The organism is Streptomyces sp. NP160, from assembly GCF_006335115.1.
Classification (GTDB): Bacteria; Actinomycetota; Actinomycetes; order Actinomycetales; family Quadrisphaeraceae; genus Quadrisphaera.
The window spans coordinates 1-17,205 of record NZ_VDMJ01000029.1 but is presented as its reverse complement, the minus strand read 5'-3'; the positions used below and the strand labels follow the sequence as shown (position 1 = coordinate 17,205).

Annotated in this window: 14 protein-coding genes; 7 read left to right on the top strand and 7 right to left on the bottom strand. The window is 72.8% G+C overall.

All coding sequences use genetic code 11. From position 1 onward, the window contains the following. The first annotated feature begins 138 nt into the window (after nucleotides 1–138). Both FHN55_RS15400 and FHN55_RS15395 read left to right on the top strand, forming a co-directional pair. Nucleotides 139–1,611 carry a DASS family sodium-coupled anion symporter gene (locus FHN55_RS15400; protein ID WP_139713217.1) on the top strand — a complete coding sequence of 491 codons (1,473 nt, stop codon included), beginning with the start codon at nucleotides 139–141 and terminating at the stop codon, nucleotides 1,609–1,611. 18 nt (nucleotides 1,612–1,629) lie between these two features. Further along, nucleotides 1,630–2,967 (top strand): MATE family efflux transporter, encoded by a 1,338-nt coding sequence (locus FHN55_RS15395; protein WP_218974709.1) that lies wholly within the window; start codon nucleotides 1,630–1,632, stop codon nucleotides 2,965–2,967. Between the two features lie 30 nt (nucleotides 2,968–2,997). Here the strand turns inward: FHN55_RS15395 and FHN55_RS15390 are convergent, their stop codons facing one another. Next, on the bottom strand, nucleotides 2,998–3,375 hold the full coding sequence (locus tag FHN55_RS15390; RefSeq protein ID WP_257571041.1) for an Rv2175c family DNA-binding protein: 378 nt from the start codon (nucleotides 3,373–3,375) through the stop codon (nucleotides 2,998–3,000). Nucleotides 3,376–3,449: 74 nt separating this feature from the next. On the opposite strand from FHN55_RS15390, the gene pknB reads away from it, so the two are divergent. Further along, nucleotides 3,450–5,495 carry a Stk1 family PASTA domain-containing Ser/Thr kinase gene (pknB, locus tag FHN55_RS15385; protein ID WP_180357871.1) on the top strand — a complete coding sequence of 682 codons (2,046 nt, stop codon included), beginning with the start codon at nucleotides 3,450–3,452 and terminating at the stop codon, nucleotides 5,493–5,495. A 33-nt stretch (nucleotides 5,496–5,528) separates the two neighbouring features. Here the strand turns inward: pknB and FHN55_RS15380 are convergent, their stop codons facing one another. The 3 genes from FHN55_RS15380 to FHN55_RS15370 form a co-directional block, all read right to left on the bottom strand. After that, entirely contained in the window at nucleotides 5,529–6,656 is a 1,128-nt protein-coding gene (locus tag FHN55_RS15380) for a low specificity L-threonine aldolase (RefSeq protein WP_139713215.1), read from the bottom strand. Next, nucleotides 6,656–8,095 carry a class II 3-deoxy-7-phosphoheptulonate synthase gene (locus FHN55_RS15375; RefSeq protein WP_373995743.1) on the bottom strand — a complete coding sequence of 480 codons (1,440 nt, stop codon included), beginning with the start codon at nucleotides 8,093–8,095 and terminating at the stop codon, nucleotides 6,656–6,658. The genes FHN55_RS15380 and FHN55_RS15375 overlap by 1 nt, the downstream gene beginning before the upstream one ends. A gap of 132 nt (nucleotides 8,096–8,227) precedes the next feature. Beyond that, complete coding sequence (locus FHN55_RS15370) at nucleotides 8,228–9,256, bottom strand: ATP-dependent 6-phosphofructokinase (protein WP_139713214.1); 1,029 nt, start codon at nucleotides 9,254–9,256, stop codon at nucleotides 8,228–8,230. A gap of 165 nt (nucleotides 9,257–9,421) precedes the next feature. On the opposite strand from FHN55_RS15370, the gene FHN55_RS15365 reads away from it, so the two are divergent. Beyond that, nucleotides 9,422–9,622, top strand: a complete 201-nt coding sequence (locus tag FHN55_RS15365; RefSeq protein WP_139713213.1) for a DUF5302 domain-containing protein — start codon at nucleotides 9,422–9,424, stop codon at nucleotides 9,620–9,622. A gap of 27 nt (nucleotides 9,623–9,649) precedes the next feature. Here FHN55_RS15365 and FHN55_RS15360 read toward each other — a convergent pair whose 3' ends face one another. Next, complete coding sequence (locus FHN55_RS15360; RefSeq protein WP_139713212.1) at nucleotides 9,650–10,780, bottom strand: site-specific integrase; 1,131 nt, start codon at nucleotides 10,778–10,780, stop codon at nucleotides 9,650–9,652. Between the two features lie 605 nt (nucleotides 10,781–11,385). Between FHN55_RS15360 and FHN55_RS15355 the strand changes: the two genes are divergently transcribed. Beyond that, nucleotides 11,386–11,859, top strand: a complete 474-nt coding sequence (locus tag FHN55_RS15355) for a hypothetical protein (protein ID WP_180357869.1) — start codon at nucleotides 11,386–11,388, stop codon at nucleotides 11,857–11,859. Between the two features lie 158 nt (nucleotides 11,860–12,017). Here the strand turns inward: FHN55_RS15355 and FHN55_RS15350 are convergent, their stop codons facing one another. Then, entirely contained in the window at nucleotides 12,018–14,936 is a 2,919-nt protein-coding gene (locus tag FHN55_RS15350) for a cell wall-binding repeat-containing protein (RefSeq protein ID WP_139713210.1), read from the bottom strand. Between the two features lie 382 nt (nucleotides 14,937–15,318). Beyond that, nucleotides 15,319–15,762, bottom strand: coding sequence for a hypothetical protein (locus FHN55_RS15345; RefSeq protein WP_218974708.1), 444 nt, complete (start codon nucleotides 15,760–15,762; stop codon nucleotides 15,319–15,321). Between the two features lie 401 nt (nucleotides 15,763–16,163). Here FHN55_RS15345 and FHN55_RS15340 point away from each other — a divergent pair, with 401 nt between their 5' ends. Continuing rightward, on the top strand, nucleotides 16,164–16,889 hold the full coding sequence (locus FHN55_RS15340) for a TIGR02391 family protein (protein ID WP_139713208.1): 726 nt from the start codon (nucleotides 16,164–16,166) through the stop codon (nucleotides 16,887–16,889). A gap of 95 nt (nucleotides 16,890–16,984) precedes the next feature. Next, nucleotides 16,985–17,205: transposase (locus tag FHN55_RS15335; RefSeq protein ID WP_139713207.1), on the top strand; the 221-nt coding region annotated here is incomplete at its 3' end.

Sequence of the window (17,205 nt, the reverse complement as noted above, 5' to 3'; positions counted from 1 at the left end):
TGATCATGGGCGGTCGGCCACCTCCAGGTGGCCGACCGCCCATGATCACGGTCGGGGGGGGCGGGGGGTGAGCGGCGCCACAGTGATCACAACGACCACAAGTGGAGCGGGCCAGGAGCCCCCGGGTACCCAGGGCACATGACCACCACCGCGCCCGTGGCGAAGAGCCCCGAGGCCGGGCCGCCCGCACCGCGACACCCCTCGCGCGCAGCGCTGCGCTCGACCGCCGTCATCGCCGTCGTCGTCCTCGCCCTGTTCTTCCTCCCGCCGCCCGACGGCGTCGACCCGCGCGGCATGCACATGCTCGCGATCTTCGTCGGCACGGTGCTGGGACTGATCCTGCAGCCGCTGCCCAGCGCCCCGGTGGCGCTCATCGGGCTGACGGCGGCCATGGTCACCGGCGCCATGGACCCCGGCACCGAGGCGCTGCAGGGCTTCAGCAACTCCACGGTGTGGCTCATCGTGGCCGCGTTCTTCATCGCCGACGGCTTCCTGGTGACCGGGCTGGGCCGGCGCATCGCGCTGCTGTTCATCACCCGGCTCGGCCGCTCCAGCGTGGGCCTGTCGTACGGCCTGGCCCTCACCGACCTGGTGCTGGCCCCCGCGACGCCGTCGAACACGGCCCGCAACGGCGGCGTGGTCTACCCGATCATCTCCTCCCTGAGCAGGGTCCAGGGCTCCACGCCCGACGACGACGCCTCCCGCAAGCGCCTCGGCGCCTACCTGGCGCTGACGTCCGTGCAGGTCAACGTGGTCACCTCGGCCATGTTCCTCACGGCCATGGCGGGCAACCCGGTGGCCCAGAGCATCGCCGCGAAGGCCGGCGTCGAGGTCACGTGGGGCGGCTGGGCGCTGGCGGCCCTCGTGCCGGGCCTGGCCAGCCTGGCGCTGGTGCCCTGGCTGATGGCGAAGGTCTACGGGCCCACGCTGCGGGAGACGCCGGACGCCCCCGCAGAGGCCCGCGCGGAGCTGGCGCGCCTCGGCGGCACCTCCCGCCGGGAGGTCGTCATGATCGCCGTCTTCGGCCTGCTGCTCGTGCTGTGGTGCCTGGGCGCCGAGATCGGCTTCTCCGCCACCGCCGCGGCCTTCCTCGGGGTCAGCCTGCTCCTGGTGACCGGCGTGCTGTCGTGGAAGCAGCTGGCGGCCAACAGCTCCGCCTGGCAGACGCTGGTCTTCTTCGCCGTGCTGGTGGGCATGGCCGACCAGCTGGCGCAGCTGGGGGTGGTCGACTGGGTGGGCGCCAGCGTGAGCGGCGCCGTCGGCGGGCTGGGCTGGGTGACGGCCCTCGTGGCGCTCGCCCTCGTGTACTTCTACGTGCACTACCTCTTCGCCTCCAACACCGCGCAGGTCGTGGCGATGTACGGGGTGTTCCTGGGCGCGGCCGTCGCCGCCGGGGCCCCGGCGCTGCTGGCCGCCCTCGTGCTCGGCTTCGTCGGCAACCTCTTCGGCGGCATCAGCCACTACGCCTCGGGCCCGGCGGGGGTGGTGTTCGGCTCGGGGTACGTGACGTCGAAGGAGTGGTTCCGGGTCGGCTTCGTCATGGGGCTGGCGCTGCTGCTGGTCTGGGGTGTGCTGGGATCGGTCTGGTGGAAGGTGCTCGGCCTCTGGTGACCCGTCGGTGACGCCGTCGTGAGGGCGCTGCGGCCGCAGGACCGCGAGGTCCTGCGCCTGGCGGTGCCCGCGCTCGGGGCGCTGCTGGCCGAGCCGCTGTTCCTCCTGGCCGACTCCGCCATCGTCGGGCGCCTCGGCGTGCTGCCGCTGGCCGGGCTCGGCGTGGCCGGGGCGCTGCTGGCCACCGCGGTGTCGGTGTTCGTCTTCCTCGCCTACGGCACCACCGCCACCGTCGCCCGGCGGATGGGCGCCGGTGACCTGCGCTCGGCGCTGCAGGCCGGGGTCGACGGCATGTGGCTGGCCCTCGGGCTGGGTGCGGTGGTCGCGGTGCTGGCCTTCGCCACCAGCGGGCTGCTGGTGGACGCGCTCGGCGCCTCCCCCGAGGCCCGCCCGTACGCCCTGGCCTACCTGCACTGGAGCCTGCCCGGCCTGCCCGGGATGCTCGTGGTGCTGGCCGCCACCGGCGTGCTGCGGGGCCTGCAGGACACCACCACCCCGCTGGTGGTGGCGGTCACGGGCGCCGTGGTCAACACGGTGCTGAACCTGCTGCTCGTCGTCGGGGCCGGGCTCGGGGTGGCGGGGTCGGCCGCCGGCACCGCGCTGACCCAGCTGGGCATGGCGGCCTGGCTGGCCGCGGTCGTGGTCCGCGGCGTCCGCCGCGAGACCGGCTCGTGGACGGCGCTCGCACCCCGCGGGCTCGGAGTGCTGCGCAGCGCCCGCGACGGCGTCCCGCTGCTGGTGCGCACCCTGGCGCTGCGCGCCGCGCTGCTGCTCACCACCTACGTCGCCGCCCGCCAGGGCGACGCCGGCATCGCCGCCCACCAGGTGGCCACGGTGCTCTGGACGACGACGGCGCTGGCCCTGGACGCCCTCGCGATCGCCGCGCAGGCGCTGGTCGGGCGGGCGCTGGGCGCCGGCGACGCCGCCGGGGCGCGGGCGCAGGTGCGCCGCCTCGTGGTGTGGGGCGTGGGAGCGGGCGTGGTCATGGGCGCGGCGCTCGTCGTCCTCGCCGTGCCGGTCGCCGCGCTCTTCAGCCCCGACCCGGAGGTCAGGTCGGCGCTGGCCGCCGCCACCGTGGTGCTGGCGTGCTGCCTGCCGCTGGCGGGGTGGGTCTTCGTGCTCGACGGCGTGCTCATCGGGGCCGGGGACGGCCGCTACCTCGCCGGCGCGAGCATCGCCTCGGCCGCGGTGTACGCGCCGCTGGCGCTGGCGGTGCTGGCGTGGGTGGATCCCGGTCGGACGGGCCTGGTCTGGCTGTGGGTGGCCTTCGCGGGCGCCTACACGCTGGCTCGCCTGGCCACCCTCGTCCCCCGCGAGCGCGGCGGCGCCTGGCTGGTCACCGGCGCCGTCCGCTGAGCGGGCCGGGCCGTCCGCCGCGGGGAGCGGTCAGTAGCCGAGCACCTGCGCGCGCCGGCGCACCGGCGCGATGCGGTTGGCGCGCAGCGCCTCCACGGGCGAGCAGCCGAGCGCCTCGTCGGGCGTGAACAGCCACCGCAGGGCCTCGGCGTCGGAGAAGCCGGCGTCGAAGAGCACCGTCAGCGTGCCCGGGAGGCTGACCATCGGCTCGGGCTCCACCAGCACCGTCGGCACCTGCAGGACCTTCGGGGACCCGCGGCGCACGCCGAGGAGGAGGCGCTCGTCGAGCATGCGGCGCACCTTCGGCACGTCGCTGTCCAGCCTCTCGACGATGTCGGGCACGGTCAGCCAACCGTCGTCGGGCACCAGCGAGGACAGCAGCTCCAGCTCTTCGGACGTGTCAGCCACGGCCCAGAGCCTGCCACCGACCGCTTGTGGAGAGACGGCCACCCGCGGCGGAGGGCGACCGTAGACTCGCTGGCGTGGCGACCGCGGTGAAGGACCCCCTCGTCGGGCGCCTCATCGACGGCCGCTACCTGGTGCACGACCGCATCGCGAGCGGCGGCATGGCCACGGTCTACCTGGCCACCGACACCCGGCTGGAGCGCCCGGTGGCGCTCAAGGTGATGCACACCCACCTGGCGGCCGACGCCTCCTTCGTCGCCCGGTTCACGCGCGAGGCCCGGTCCGCGGCCCGCCTGAGCCACCCCGGCGTGGTGTCCGTCTACGACCAGGGCGCCAGCGACAGCACCGTGTACCTGGCCATGGAGTACATCCCCGGCCGCACCCTGCGCGACCTGGTGGCCGCCTCCGCCCCGCTGACCCTCGGCGACGCCCTGGACCTCATCGAGGAGGTGCTCGACGGCCTGGCCGCCGCGCACGCCGCCGGGCTGGTGCACCGCGACGTCAAGCCCGAGAACGTGCTCGTCGGCGACGACGGCCGCCTCCGCGTGGCCGACTTCGGCCTGGCGCGCGCCGCCACCACGGCCACGGGCGGCGCCACGAGCACCCTCATCGGCACCGTGGGCTACCTCGCGCCGGAGCTGGTGCTGGACGGCGCCTCCGACGAGCGCGCCGACGTCTACGCCGCCGGCGTGGTGCTCTACGAGCTGCTCACCGGGCGCGCCCCGTTCGCGGGCGGCGCTCCCGCGCAGGTGGCGTTCCGGCACGTCAGCCAGGACGTCCCGCCGGTCTCCGAGGTCCGCCCGGGCCTGCCGCCCGGTGTGGACGAGCTGGTGGCGAGCGCCACCGACCGCGAGCCGGACCGCCGCCCCCGCGACGCCGGCGTCATGCTCGACCTGGTCCGCGACCTGCGCGACTCCCTGCCCGACGCCGTGCTGGACGCGCCGCCCGCGCTCGTGCCGCAGGGCGAGGCCGCGGCCGCGCTGGCCGAGGGCACCCGCGTCCACGGCCGCGACCACGTGGTGGCGCTGCCGGTCAGCGAGCTGCGCGACGCGGCGGCCGTCCCCGCGCAGCCCACGCGCGCCGAGACCCGCGCCGAGCTGCGGGAGGCCGAGCGCAGCGCCACCCGCTCCCTCCCCCGGCCCTCGCCCGCCGGCTCGGGCCCGCTCGGCCTGTCCGACGATGACGACGACGAGCGCCGCCGTCCCGCCGCGGGTGAGCGCCGCAGCCGGCGCCGGCTGCTGCTGGTGCTGGTGGCCGCGCTGGTCGCGGTGCTCCTCGCCGGCGGCGGCGCCGCCGTGTGGGCCTACACGGCCGGGCCGCTGAGCAAGCTCGTGGTGCCCAACGTGGTCCCCGGCACCCAGACCTCCGCGGAGCAGACCCTGCGCTCCCGCGAGCTGACCTCCCAGGTCGAGTACGTCTACCGCGACGACGTCGCCGTCGGAGGCGTCGTCTCCACGAGCCCACCCGCGGGCACGCGCGTCGACAAGGGCTCGGCCGTCACGCTCGTGGTCTCCCAGGGCGCACAGCTGCGGCAGGTGCCGGACCTGGTCGGCGAGGACGAGGACGCCGCCCGCAAGGCCCTCGAGGACGCCGGCCTGGCGGCCGGCAAGGTCACCCAGGACTGGTCCGAGACGGTGCCGGAGGGCCTCGTCGTGCGCCAGCAGTGGGGCCTCAACGTGCCGCCGCTGGCGGCTGGCACCGAGGTCGGCTTCACCCTCTCCAAGGGCCGCGAGCCGATCACCGCCCCCGCGGACCTGCAGGGCAAGTCCGTCGCGGACGCCACCAAGGAGATCACCGACGCCGGGCTGAAGGTCGGCAAGGCCGATCGGAAGAACGACGACACGGTCCCCAAGGACGCGGTCATCTCGGCCACCCCGGCCCCCTCCGGTGACCAGCTGCACCGCGGCGACGCGGTGGACCTCGTCATCTCCGACGGCCCGTCGCAGGTGGCCGTGCAGGAGGTGCGCGGCAAGTCCCTCGACGAGGCCCGCGGCATCCTCGAGGGTCAGGGCCTGGAGGTCACCGAGCAGCGGGTCTGGTTCGGCAACACCGTCCAGAACCAGCAGCCCGCAGCGGGCACGTCGGTGGCGCCAGGGTCGAGCGTCACGCTCCTCGTCGGCTGAGCGCGACCAGCGCGCCCAGCGCCGCCGCTCCCGTCAGCGGCTGAGCAGCTCGCTGAGGACGGACGCGGCCAGGTCTGCGCCGTCGTCGTCGACGTCGAGGTGGGTGACCAGCCGGGCCGTGCGCGGGCCGAGCGCCGACAGGCCGACGCCCCGCTCGGCGGCGGCGAGCACGAGGGCGCGCGCGTCGTCGACGTCCAGCACCACGATGTTGGTGTCCACGGCCGCCGGGTCGGTGCACCCGGGACGCGCCGCGGCGGCGGCCTCGGCGAGGCGGCGGGCGCGGGCGTGGTCGTCGGCGAGCCGCTCGACGTGGTGGTCCAGCGCGTGCAGGCCCGCGGCTGCGAGCAGACCGGTCTGGCGCATGCCGGCGCCCACCCGCTTGCGCCACGTGCGCGCCCTGGCGATGTTCTCCTGCGAGCTGACCAGCACGGACCCGACCGGGGCGCCCAGGCCCTTGGACAGGCACACCGACGCGGTGGCGACCATCCCGCCGACCTCGCGCACCACGCCCTGCCAGCCGCCGGGGTGCTCCGCGCCCTGGACGACGGCCGCGTTCCACAGCCGTGCGCCGTCCAGGTGGAGGGCCACCCCCGCCGCCGAGGCCTGCTCGTGCAGCCGGTGCAGCGCGGCCAGCGGCTGCACGCTGCCGCCGCCGAAGTTGTGGGTGTCCTCCACGGCGACGGCCGCAGTGGACACCAGGTGCGGGCCGGCGTCCGGCGTCATCATCGCGACCACGCGGTCGACCGCGTCGTCGTCGAGGAGGCCCCGGGAGGAGTCCCACGTGCGCGTGGTGACCCCGGAGGTGACGGCGTGGGCGCCCAGCTCGGCGCGCACCACGTGGGCGCGGGCGTCGCAGAGCAGCTCCTCGCCGGGCTCCACCAGCAGCCGCACGCCGAGCACGTTGGCCAGCGAGCCGGACGGCGTGAACAGGCCCGCCTCGTGGCCGAGCAGCTCCGCGACCCTGGCCTCGAGGGCGGTGGTGGTCGGGTCCTCGGCGTAGACGTCGTCCCCGACCTCCGCCTCGGCCACCGCCCGGCGCATCGCCGGCGTGGGCCGGGTCAGCGTGTCCGAGCGGAGGTCGACGCGGACGGGAGGCCGGTCAGCCGGGGCTGCCGCCCCGTAGCCGCTGGCCCCGGCGGCCCCCGACGTGCTGGACGCCATCAGGCGGAGCGCTCCTGCAGCATCTCGGCCACGAGGAACGCCATCTCCAGGGACTGCTGGTGGTTCAGGCGCGGGTCGCACAGCGACTCGTACGCCGTCGACAGGTCGGAGTCGACGATGTCCTGGTGGCCGCCGAGCACCTCGGTGACGTCTCCGCCGGTCAGCTCCACGTGCAGACCGCCGGGGATGGTGCCCAGCGAGTTGTGCACCTCGAAGAAGCCGCGGACCTCGTCGATGACGTCGTCGAAGCGGCGCGTCTTGTAGCCGGACGGGCTGGTGATGGTGTTGCCGTGCATGGGGTCGCACGTCCACACCACCTGCGCGCCGGAGTCGGCGACGGCCTCGACCACGGCGGGCATCTTGTCGCGGATCTTGCCCGCGCCCATGCGCGTGATGAAGGTGAGGCGGCCAGGGCGGCGCTGGGGGTCCAGCTTGTCCACGAGGCCGAGCACCTCGTCCTTGGTGGTGGTGGGGCCGAGCTTCACGCCGATGGGGTTGCGCACGCGGGAGAGGAGGTCCACGTGGGCGCCCTCGAGCTGGCGGGTGCGCTCACCGATCCACAGGTAGTGCGCCGAGACGTCGTACAGCTTGCCGGTGCGGGAGTCGGTGCGGGTGAGCGCGCGCTCGTACGGCAGCAGCAGCGCCTCGTGGCTGGAGTAGAACTCCACCCGGCCCAGCAGCTCGTCGCTGTAGGCGCCGCACGCCTCCATGAAGGAGATGGCGCGCTCGATGTCGCGCGCGGTGGCCTCGTAGCGGGCGTTGGCGGCGTTGCGGGCGAAGCCCTTGTTCCAGGTGTGCACCTGGCGCAGGTCCGCCTCACCACCGGTGGTGAAGGCGCGGACGAGGTTCAGCGTGGCCGACGACGCGTGGTAGGCCTTGAGCAGCCGGGTCGCGTCGTTGCGGCGCGCCTCGGGGGTGAAGGCGAAGTCGTTGACGGCGTCACCGCGGTAGGCCGGCAGCGTCACGCCGTCCCGGGTCTCGGAGCCGCTGGAGCGGGGCTTGGCGAACTGGCCGGCCAGGCGCCCGATCTTCACCACCGGGGTGCTCGCCGCGTAGGTGAGCACCACCGCCATCTGCAGGATGGTGCGCATCCGCTTGCGGATGGAGTCGGCGGTGGCGTCAGCGAAGGTCTCCGCGCAGTCACCGCCCTGCAGCACGAAGGCGCGGCCCGTGGCGGCAGCCGCGAGGCGGTCGGTCAGGGCGTCGCACTCGCCGGCGAAGACCAGCGGCGGCAGCGTGGACAGCTCGGCGACGACGGCGGCCAGCTCGGCCTCGTCCCACTCGGGCTGCTGCGCCGCGGGCAGCTGCGCGGGCAGGTCGGCCACGGCGCCGTTGGGCGCGGCGAGCGCGTCGAGGGCGGAGCGGTAGGCCACGCCGGCCGGCGTCCCCTTCGGCGAGGAGGCGGGCGGGACGGCGCCGGGCTGCGTCGTGGTGCTCACAGCCGTCCAGGGTACGGGCGCGTCCACCACCTTTCCGCCGCCGCCCGTCGTCGTCATCCGCCCGGACGGCGGACGGGCCGCCACCACCGCCTGATCGGCGGCAGGGACGGCCCGTCAGCGGGACCGGTGGTCTCAGCCGGAGACGTGCGCCAGCTCGTCGATGCGGGCCTTGCTCACGGTCTTCAGCTCGCCGGTGGCCTCGGCCAGCGGCACCTGCACCACCTCGGTGCCGCGCAGCGCCGCCATGGTGCCGAAGTTGCCCTCGGCGATGGCGGTGACGGCCGACAGGCCCGAGCGGGTGCCCAGGATGCGGTCGTAGGCGGTGGGGGTGCCGCCGCGCAGCAGGTGGCCGAGCACCGTGACGCGGGTGGGCAGGTCGGGCAGCTTCTCGTTGAGGATGCGCTCGAGCGCCTCGCCGGCGCCCTTGAGCTGCACGTGGCCGAACGCGTCGAGCTCGGCGCCGGTGTGGGTGACGTCGCCGCCGGCGGCGATGGCGCCCTCGGAGATGACGACGAGCGGGGCCTCGCCGCGCTCGGCGACCTTGGCGATGGTCGCGGCGACCTCGTCGGCGTCGTACTCCTGCTCGGGCAGCAGCGTGACGTGGGCCGAGGCGGCCATGCCGGTGTGCAGGGCGATCCAGCCCGCGTGGCGCCCCATGACCTCCACGATCATGGCGCGGTGGTGGCTGGCGCCGGTGGTGGCCAGGCGGTCGCAGGCGTCCACGGCGATCTGCACGGCGGTGTCGAAGCCGAACGTGTAGTCGGTGGCCGACAGGTCGTTGTCGATGGTCTTGGGGGCGCCGACCACCTTGATGCCCTGGCTGTGCAGGTGCGTGGCCACGCCGAGGGTGTCCTCGCCGCCGATCGCGAGCAGGGCGTCGATCTCGAGGCGGGCCATGGTGGCGCGGATCGCGTCGACCCCGCCCTCCATCTTGACCGGGTTGGTGCGGGACGAGCCGAGGATCGTGCCGCCCACGGGGAGGATGTGCTCCACGACGGAGCGGTCGAGCGGCGTGGTGAGCCCCTCGATCGGGCCCTTCCAGCCGTCGCGGAAGCCCACGAACTCGAACCCGTACGTGTCCGTGCCCTTCAGCACGGCAGCACGGATGACGGCGTTGAGGCCGGGGCAGTCGCCGCCCCCGGTGAGAACTCCGATGCGCATGGTCGCCCACCCTAGCGAGGCGCCCCGGCGTCCCCCGCCGCCGTCGTCCTGCCGTGCACCCGTCGGTGGGCGCGCCCCGAGGCGCTGGGGAAACCCCCGTGACCGCGCGTCACAGGGCGCGCGAGGATGGGGCGGCCAGCACCCGACGCCCACCAGGAGGACGACGTGCCTGAGCCCACCGATGCAGCCCACGACGACGCAGCGACCGGCGAGACCGCCGCGGAAGCGCAGAAGCGGCGCTTCAAGGAGGCCCTGGAGCGCAAGCAAGGCGTGAAGCACCCCCACGACGAGGTGCAGGGGGGCAAGAACCTCCACGGCCGCGGTGGCGCCACCGCCCGCCAGGAGTTCCGCCGCAAGTCTGGCTGACCTGCATCGCTGCAGGTCAGAGCGTTTTCAGAGGCGCTTAGTCCGCAGTTGGTCCGCAGGAATCTCGGCGCGGGGAGCAGCGCTGGCGAGGTCGTCGAGCAGACCCGCCAGCGCGGCCCGCGTGCGGTCCTCCGCGCTCGGCCAGAGGTGGCTGTAGGTGTTCAACGTGACGCTCGCGCTGCGGTGACCGAGGGCCCGCTGGACGGCGACGACGTCGACGCCGGCCGCGATGAGCCCCGAGGCGAAGTAGTGGCGCAGGTCGTGCAGGCGCATGCCGGTGACACCGGCTCCGCGGCGGGCCCGACGCCAGCGGTCGCTGGCGATGTTCTGGGTCAGCGGCGCTCCCCCGCCTTCGGTCAACAGCCACCGGGTCGGCTGGTTGCCCGGACGGTGTTCTTGGACGTATCGCGCGACGGCTTCGAGCAGGGCGTCAGGCACGGGGACGTCGCGCTCGCTGCCGTACTTCGGCGGGCTCTCGACGAGGGCTCCCCCGGTTGCCCGCGTGAGCTGGCGCCGCACGCGGATGGTCCGGCGCAGGAAGTCGACGTCGGCCACCTGCAGGCCGCACAGCTCCCCGAGGCGCAGCCCCGCACCCGCAGCGAGCAGGACCATCACGCGAGTCTCGGGCTCAGCCGCGGCGGCGAGCACGGCCGCCACTTCCTGCGGGGCGGGGAGGCGCATTGCCGCCTCGGCCCGACGCAGCCGCGGCAGCGTCACGCCAGCGCTGGGGTCTGAGACGAGATACCGGTCGAGGACGGCGGCGCGTAGGACCGAGCGCACGTTGTTGCGCCGGGTGCGGATGGTGCCCGGTGCCAGGCCCTGCTTGCGCATGCCAGCGACCCAGGACTCGACGTGGCTGCGCCGCAGGCGGCCCAGCGGGAGGTCGCGGAAGGTGCAGGTCCTGACGGCGATGTCGACGGCGCGGGCGGTGTTGGGCGCCCACACCTGCCGCTCGGACCACGCGGCGTAGAACTCGGCCAGGGTCGTCTGGGCGGCCGTGGGGTCGACGTACTGGCCGGTGACGACGGCGGTCGTCACCTCGTCCAGCCAGCGCTGGGCTTCGACCTTGCGGCGGAAGTGGCGCGAGCGCTCCTTGCCGTCCTCGTCGCGAAACCTGGCGCGCCACATGCCGTCGGAGCGCTTGGCGATGCTGGACACTGTCAACCTCGTCCGTGCGGCTCAGCTTGCTGACGCGTGCTCGCCGAAACAGGCCGGAAGTCGGGGGTCTTCTGTTTCTCGGCTTTGCTCCGGTGGCGCATCGGCGGAGCGTCCGGGCCGCACCGCCCGAAGTCGCTGAGTCACAGTGAATCTGTGGACAACGCACCCTCGTGCACACGCCTGTGGACAGACGCCTGCGGTGGCACGCCATGCGACCGGCCCCGGTTGCCCGCGCCCATCGGCGGCTGTGCCGGCGAATCGGCTCGTCAGCCGCTGAGGAGTCCGCGAGGCGTCTTCTTTCCGACCGCGCCGGTCGGGAAGACCCGCCGCAGGCAACCGGAGTGGGTCACCACTCCGTATATCTTGCTCCGCCCTACAGCTATTCCCAGCACCTGCGGGAAGACGCCCGCCGCTCGTCTCGTTCGCCGCACCGAGGTGAGACACACCACCGAACAGGGCAAATGAGACTTGAGCACGCGGCGTGACGACGTCGGCCGCCGGCAGTCCGACCGCTCTCCGTTGGGCGGTCCGCCTGGGAAACGCTTCTGCGCTGCCTGACCTCTGGTCCACCCGACTGCTTGACGTGGTCGGCGGTTGTGCACCGCGTGCGCGACGTGATCCTCTGCGGTCGGATCTCAGGAAAGCGAGCGCTTGTGGACATCGCCCTCGTCGCCGTCGGTGGCATCTTGATAATCTTTGCCCTGCTGCTGTCGTTCAAGCAATACCGGCGCCTCGGGCTTCTCCGTCAATCGGTGCAGCACCTCACCAACCGGCAACGGCGCGAGCTCACACGTCACTTCCTGAGCGGCTCACAGGTTCCGACCGCGCTATCTCAGGACGCGACCGAGTTGGCTCGCTTATACCTCTCCCAGTACGTCGCCGTCCTGCTCAACCTCGGCCTGGCCATCATGCTCATCGGGCAGGTGATCGGCCCTCTCAGTGACGGCGGCCCATGGCGCCTGATCGCGATCCTGGCCGCTGCATCTGGCCTAGTTGGGGTGATCTTGGGCGGCCGTCAGACCTTGGCGGGGCGTCGCTTCCTCAGTCGTAACGATCAGGTAAATGCTCAGCGGCGTTGATGCCCTATCGCCCAGCTATCCGCTCTGCGACAGATGGCGCGGCGTCGGTCGCCGGCCTCCGCGTGGAGGTACGCCGCGTGCGGTCAGCGGTCCCCATCTGACACGGCGATGGCCCCCCACCCGAGGGGTGAAGGGCCATCGCGCGTCGCGGTGGAAGGTCAGCTGTCCAGCAGTGCCCCGGCCTTGTCGTAGGCCTTGGCCGGGATGACCGAGGTGCCACCGAAGACCAGCACCCGCTTGGCGTCCAACCCGCTCAGCGCCGACGCCGTCGAGGCCGGCACGGTCTCCGACCCGGTCGGGGTCAGCAGCAACGGCCCACCAAGGGCGGCCATCGCCGCAGACCCCGCCAGGGCATCGGGCCAGGACGCCCCGCCGGCGAGACCAGCCGAGGCGACCGTCGTCGAGGCGGTGCTCGAGGACGTCGAGCTCTTGGTCATCGCCGCGGCGAGCTTGGCGGAGGTGTCGAACCGGTCCGCCCCGACGATCGCCCTGCTCGCAGCGCCGGTCAGCCCGGCGCTGGTGGCGGCGGCCTTGGCCGGCCCACCAATCGCGACCGCCCGGTCACCCTTCGGGTCGTGGTCAGCGAGGTACTTCGCCGTCGCCGCGGGCATCTTGTCCCCGTCGGTCAGCAGCACCACACCACCGGTGGACTGGGCGTAGGCACCCACGGAGACCCCGTCGGCGAAGTCCTTGCCGGTGACCAGGTAGATCGGGCCGACGTCCCCGGAGCGCTTGACCGTGGCATCGGCGACCATCGCGGCGGTCTCGAAGCGGTTGGCCCCGCCGACGCGGACGAGGGTGTCACCGGTGACGAGGTCACCGGTGGCCTTGGCCACCGCATCCGAGACCGCGGCGTCCCCACCCAGGACGTACACGGTGCCGCCGGCGGCGACCAGGCGCTTGACCTGCTCAGCGGCCTCGGGGGACAGGGTGTTGCCGTTGGTCAGCAGCAGCGGGCCACCGACCTGCCCGGCCAGGCGGGTCCCGGCCAGGGCGTCGGCGAAGGACCCGGCGGTGGCGATGACGACGTCACGGGATGTGCCGGGTGCGGGGGTGGTGAAGACCTTGGCGGCGATGTCCGCCGACGTCGCGACCCGGTCGGCGCCCGCGAAGCGCTGCGGCCCGGCCGGCAGAGCTGCGGTCACGGTCTGCTCGGCGGTGATGGTGATGTCCACGTTCTTGGTCGCCGCGGAGTGCGTGGCGGCGGCGGCGGCGGTGATGGTGATGGTGCAGGTCCCGGCCTTGACTGCGCTGACCACCCCGGAGGCGTCCACGGTGCACACCCCGGCTGAGGAGGTGGAGTAGGTGAGCTTGCCGGCGCCGGAGGCGACGGCGTTCAGCGCCGCGGTGCGCGAGGTCAGCGCCAGCGTCGCCGGGGCGGTGGTGGTGATCTGCTGGGCCAGCAGGCTGGGGCCAGCCGAGGGCGGGGGCGCCACCGGGCTGACCGAGGCCGACGCCACCGAGAAGTTACTGGTGCCGGCGCTGTTGGTGGCCTTCACCCTAAAGGTGTACGCGGTGCCGTTGGTCAGCCCGGAGACCGTGCAGGCGGTGGTGGTGCTGGTGCACGTCAGGCTTCCGGGGGTGGAGGTGACGGTGTACCCGGTGATCGCCGCGCCGCCGTTGTCGGCCGGCGCGGTCCAGGTGAGGTTGGCGCTGGCGTTGCCGGCGGTGGCCGCCACCGCGGTCGGCACCCCCGGAACGGCGGCCAGGGGGATGACCGCGTTGGAGACGGTCGAGGCCGCTGTGCCGGTGCCGGCCTGGGTGGCCTGGGTCGCGGTGAAGGTGTAGGACGTGCCCACCGTCAAATCGGTGACGTTGCAGGTGCCCTGCACGGTGGACGTGGTGCAGCTCTGGCCGCCGGGTGAGGCCGTGACCGTGTACCGGGGAAGCAAGCCACCGGTGTCGGTGGAGAGGACGGAGACCGCCGCCCGCCGCGGGCCCGCGACTGCGCTGATCCCGCTCGGGGCGGCCGACGGCGGCAGCGCCAGGGAGCGCACCTGCCCGCGGTTGGCACCGTCGACCTCGCTGACGACGATGCCGCCCCTGTAGGCAGCAACACCCCGGACCTGTCCGATCCCGTTGGTCTGAGAGGTGGCGCCGGGGGTGACCGCAGCACTGTCGTTGAGGGTTCCGGTGAGCCAGTCCACTGTCGTGGTCCCGTGCTCGACGCGCCAGACCGCGCCCTGGCCCCCGATGAGGAGGTCGCCGTTGGGGGCGACGTCCAGGCTGGTTGGGAAGCGGATGGGGTCGTTGGTCGAGCTGGTGTTCCCGGGCGGCACCGTGGTCGCCGCAGACCCGGTCCCGACCAGCACGGAGCTCGTTCCGGCCGAGTTGACGCTGACGATCTGGTTGTTGCTCGTGTCGGCGACCAGCAGGTTGCCGGCGCCGTCGAATGCGAGACTGGCAGGGTCTTGCACCCCGACGAACCGGGTCATGGTCCCTGCAGGGGTGACCTTGGCGACCTCGCTGCCGCCAGGATCGGAGCCGTAGTTCGCCGGTGAGGCGACGTAGACGTTGTTGGAGCCGTCGATCGCCAAGGCCGACGGCTGGTTGAGGAGCCCTGTGCCCGTGCTCGCGTCGCCGGCAGTGGTGAGGGTGCCAGCGAAGATGACGGGGTTGGACAGGTCCGGGTTGGTCTTGTAGACCACGTTCCGGTCCGCTGAGGCGATGTAGGCGTTGCCGGCGGAGTCGAAGGCGATGTCAGAGACATAGCCGAAGTTGAAGAAATCGGCTTGTCCCCCTGACGCCTTGATGCGCGTGAGGTAATCGCCGGTGATGTAGAGGTCACCGTTGTGGACCTGGACGTTGTAGTACGCGGTGTTGCCCACACTGAAGTCGCCATAAAGCCCGAGCGGACTGGTGAGCCCGGTGGCCAGGGTGTAGGTCTTGTAGGCCGGGGGTGGCGTGGCCCAGGCGGGAGCGGGAAGGGCCGGCAGCAGCAGACCGGCGACCAGGCCGGCGGTGGACAGAGCACCCACCCGGCGCGCCAGGCTCGCCCGGCGGCGCCGCGGCGCGGGCTGAGCGTCGCGACGCGGCTCGGTCGCGTGGGTGGCGGGGTGGTGCAGCTGGTGGGTCACGGGCGCGGGCCCTTTCGTTGCGCGCCAGGGGTTCGACGCTGATGCGGGTGGAGCAGTCCTCGCGATCTTCCATACCGAGTCCCCCTCGCTCGGGGATCTTGGTGGGCGTGTCGGCCCCCCCAAGTGGGAGACGGGGTCGGGGTGTGACGTGTACGAACGACCGACGACCGCGCGCTGGCGGCCGAGCTAGTACGTCAGCGGCGATGTTGTGTCACTCGTCGATGGTCAGCGAGACGCTGACCGGGCAGCGATTCCATCTGCGACGGACGGCGCCCGCGACGGCTCGGAGCCGCGAGGTGCGACGCAGCGGGCGGTCATCGGTGGTCAGCCAGATGCCGACCCGAGCAGGAGTGATCCAGCACCGGAGCGAACCGGTGGCCGGCTACGGCTCCAATGGATCGATGTAGCTCACCGCCGCGAGCCCCCGTCCTGAGAAACACGCCGGCAGCTCCTCGCGCCACTGCTCCACGAGGCCGTTGTCGGCGATACCGCCTCCACCGCTGCCCCCATAGATGTCATCACCGACGTGCAGCTCAACCCCATCCGGGGTGACCACGCCGCCGCCGTCCTCGGAAACGGTCGTGCCGTGCTCCAAGACGAGGACGTCCGGATCCGACCCTCCGTCATCGAGTCCCCAGCAGCCGCCGTCGAGCTGGACGATGGTGCCGGGAACACCGATCGCGGGGACGTCACCGCTGTACTTCGCCCCGACGAAGACCGCCGTGCCGTCATCCAGCGAGAGCCGCGACCCAGACGAGGAGCAACCTGAGCTGGCAACAGCGCATGCGAGCACCACCACCGCTGGCAGAGCTGTGCGACGACGCATCGGCACTCCTTCATCAGTCCGGCTGGGGTCACGAGCATGACGTCATGGGCTGCATGCGCGTTGCAGATGCCTAGCCGTGTCCGAACCCGGTGTTCGTCCACCCCGCCTGCAAGCTGAGGGATGACGCGAATGGCGACCATCAGAGGGAGAAGTGGCCGCCTAGGCGGAGATCGAGCCGCCCGGGCAGCGATCCCGACTGCGACGACCAGCACCGCGCTGCCGGCGATGCGTGACGGGGTTGAGGAGACCTTCGGTCCATCGGTCCGATCCATACGGGGATCCTGGTCAGGAGCGAAGGTGCGCCAATAGCGGTTCGTCTTTCCTCACCCTTGGAAGGACACCGGCTTGCGCGGGATGAAGGACGACCCCTCACGGTCGGTACTCCTCCCTACCGTGGGCCGATGACCTACCTTCCGCCGGTTCCCATCCGTCTGCTGCGCACCTTGGGCACTCCAGAGCTGGCGCTGGAGCTACTGCGTCAGCTCTCGAAAGGTGACCAGCCGAACATCAACAGCCTGCTGCGCGGAGCCGATCCGGCACTGCACCAGGAGCGCGATTACCGGGACCTGATGCGGCGCCTCTCCGACGCGTGGGCGTGGCTCGTAGCTCAGGGCTTCCTGGGGCCGCACGAGCAGAACACGCCCTCGGAATGGATGCGCGTCACCCGGGAGGGACGAGCCGCGCTAGGCGCCACGGCACCGATGGCCGCCATCAACGCTGCAAACCTGCTGACGACTGACCTCGACCCCGTGATTGCCGCGAAGGCTCGCCCAATCTTCGGCCTCGGGGATTACGAGACTGCGGCGTTCGCAGCCATGAAGCAGGTGGAGGTGGAGGTGCGCCGGCTATCAGGGCTGAATCAGTCCCTGATCGGCACGAAGCTCATGCAGGAGGCCTTCGCCAAGGACCGCGGGCCGTTGACGGACACCTCAGCCGAAGGCGGGGAGCAGGTGGCCACCATGAACCTGTTTATGGGCGCCATCGGCACCTTCAAGAACCCCTCGAGCCACCGCACGGTCAGCTTCGACGACCCCGTCGAGGCCGCTGAGGTCATCCAGCTCGCTGACCTGCTGATGAAGTTGCTGCGCCGCGTTGCGCGACGCCTTGGCAGCGCAGGAGGCTCTTGAGGGCCGCCGTCCAACCTCCTCGTCAACGTCACCCTTCGGGTTTGTGCCCGACTAGGCCGTGTCTGACGGATCAGCGATCGGGGTAGTACCCCGACGTGGCCGCTGACGAACGGCATGACCTCAAGGACGCCGAGTGGGCGCTGCTGGAGCCCTTGCTGCCTGACTGCACCCCACGCCGTGGTGGGCGCTGGAGTGACCACCGGTTGATCGTGGACGCGGTGCGCTGGCGGGTGCGCACTGGCTGTCCCTGGCGTGACCTGCCCGATCGCTTCGGCCCTTGGCAGACGGTGTACTCCCGTCACCGCCGCTGGTGCGC

Bases quoted from the DNA above. Each gene is read 5' to 3' on its own strand.
- FHN55_RS15370 (WP_139713214.1), bottom strand. From the start codon at position 9,256: ATGCGCATCGGAGTTCTCACCGGGGGCGGCGACTGCCCCGGCCTCAAC.
- FHN55_RS15380 (WP_139713215.1), bottom strand. From the start codon at position 6,656: ATGGCGTCCAGCACGTCGGGGGCCGCCGGGGCCAGCGGCTACGGGGCG.
- FHN55_RS15340 (WP_139713208.1), top strand. From the start codon at position 16,164: ATGACCTACCTTCCGCCGGTTCCCATCCGTCTGCTGCGCACCTTGGGC.
- FHN55_RS15400 (WP_139713217.1), top strand. From the start codon at position 139: ATGACCACCACCGCGCCCGTGGCGAAGAGCCCCGAGGCCGGGCCGCCC.
- FHN55_RS15345 (WP_218974708.1), bottom strand. From the start codon at position 15,762: ATGCGTCGTCGCACAGCTCTGCCAGCGGTGGTGGTGCTCGCATGCGCT.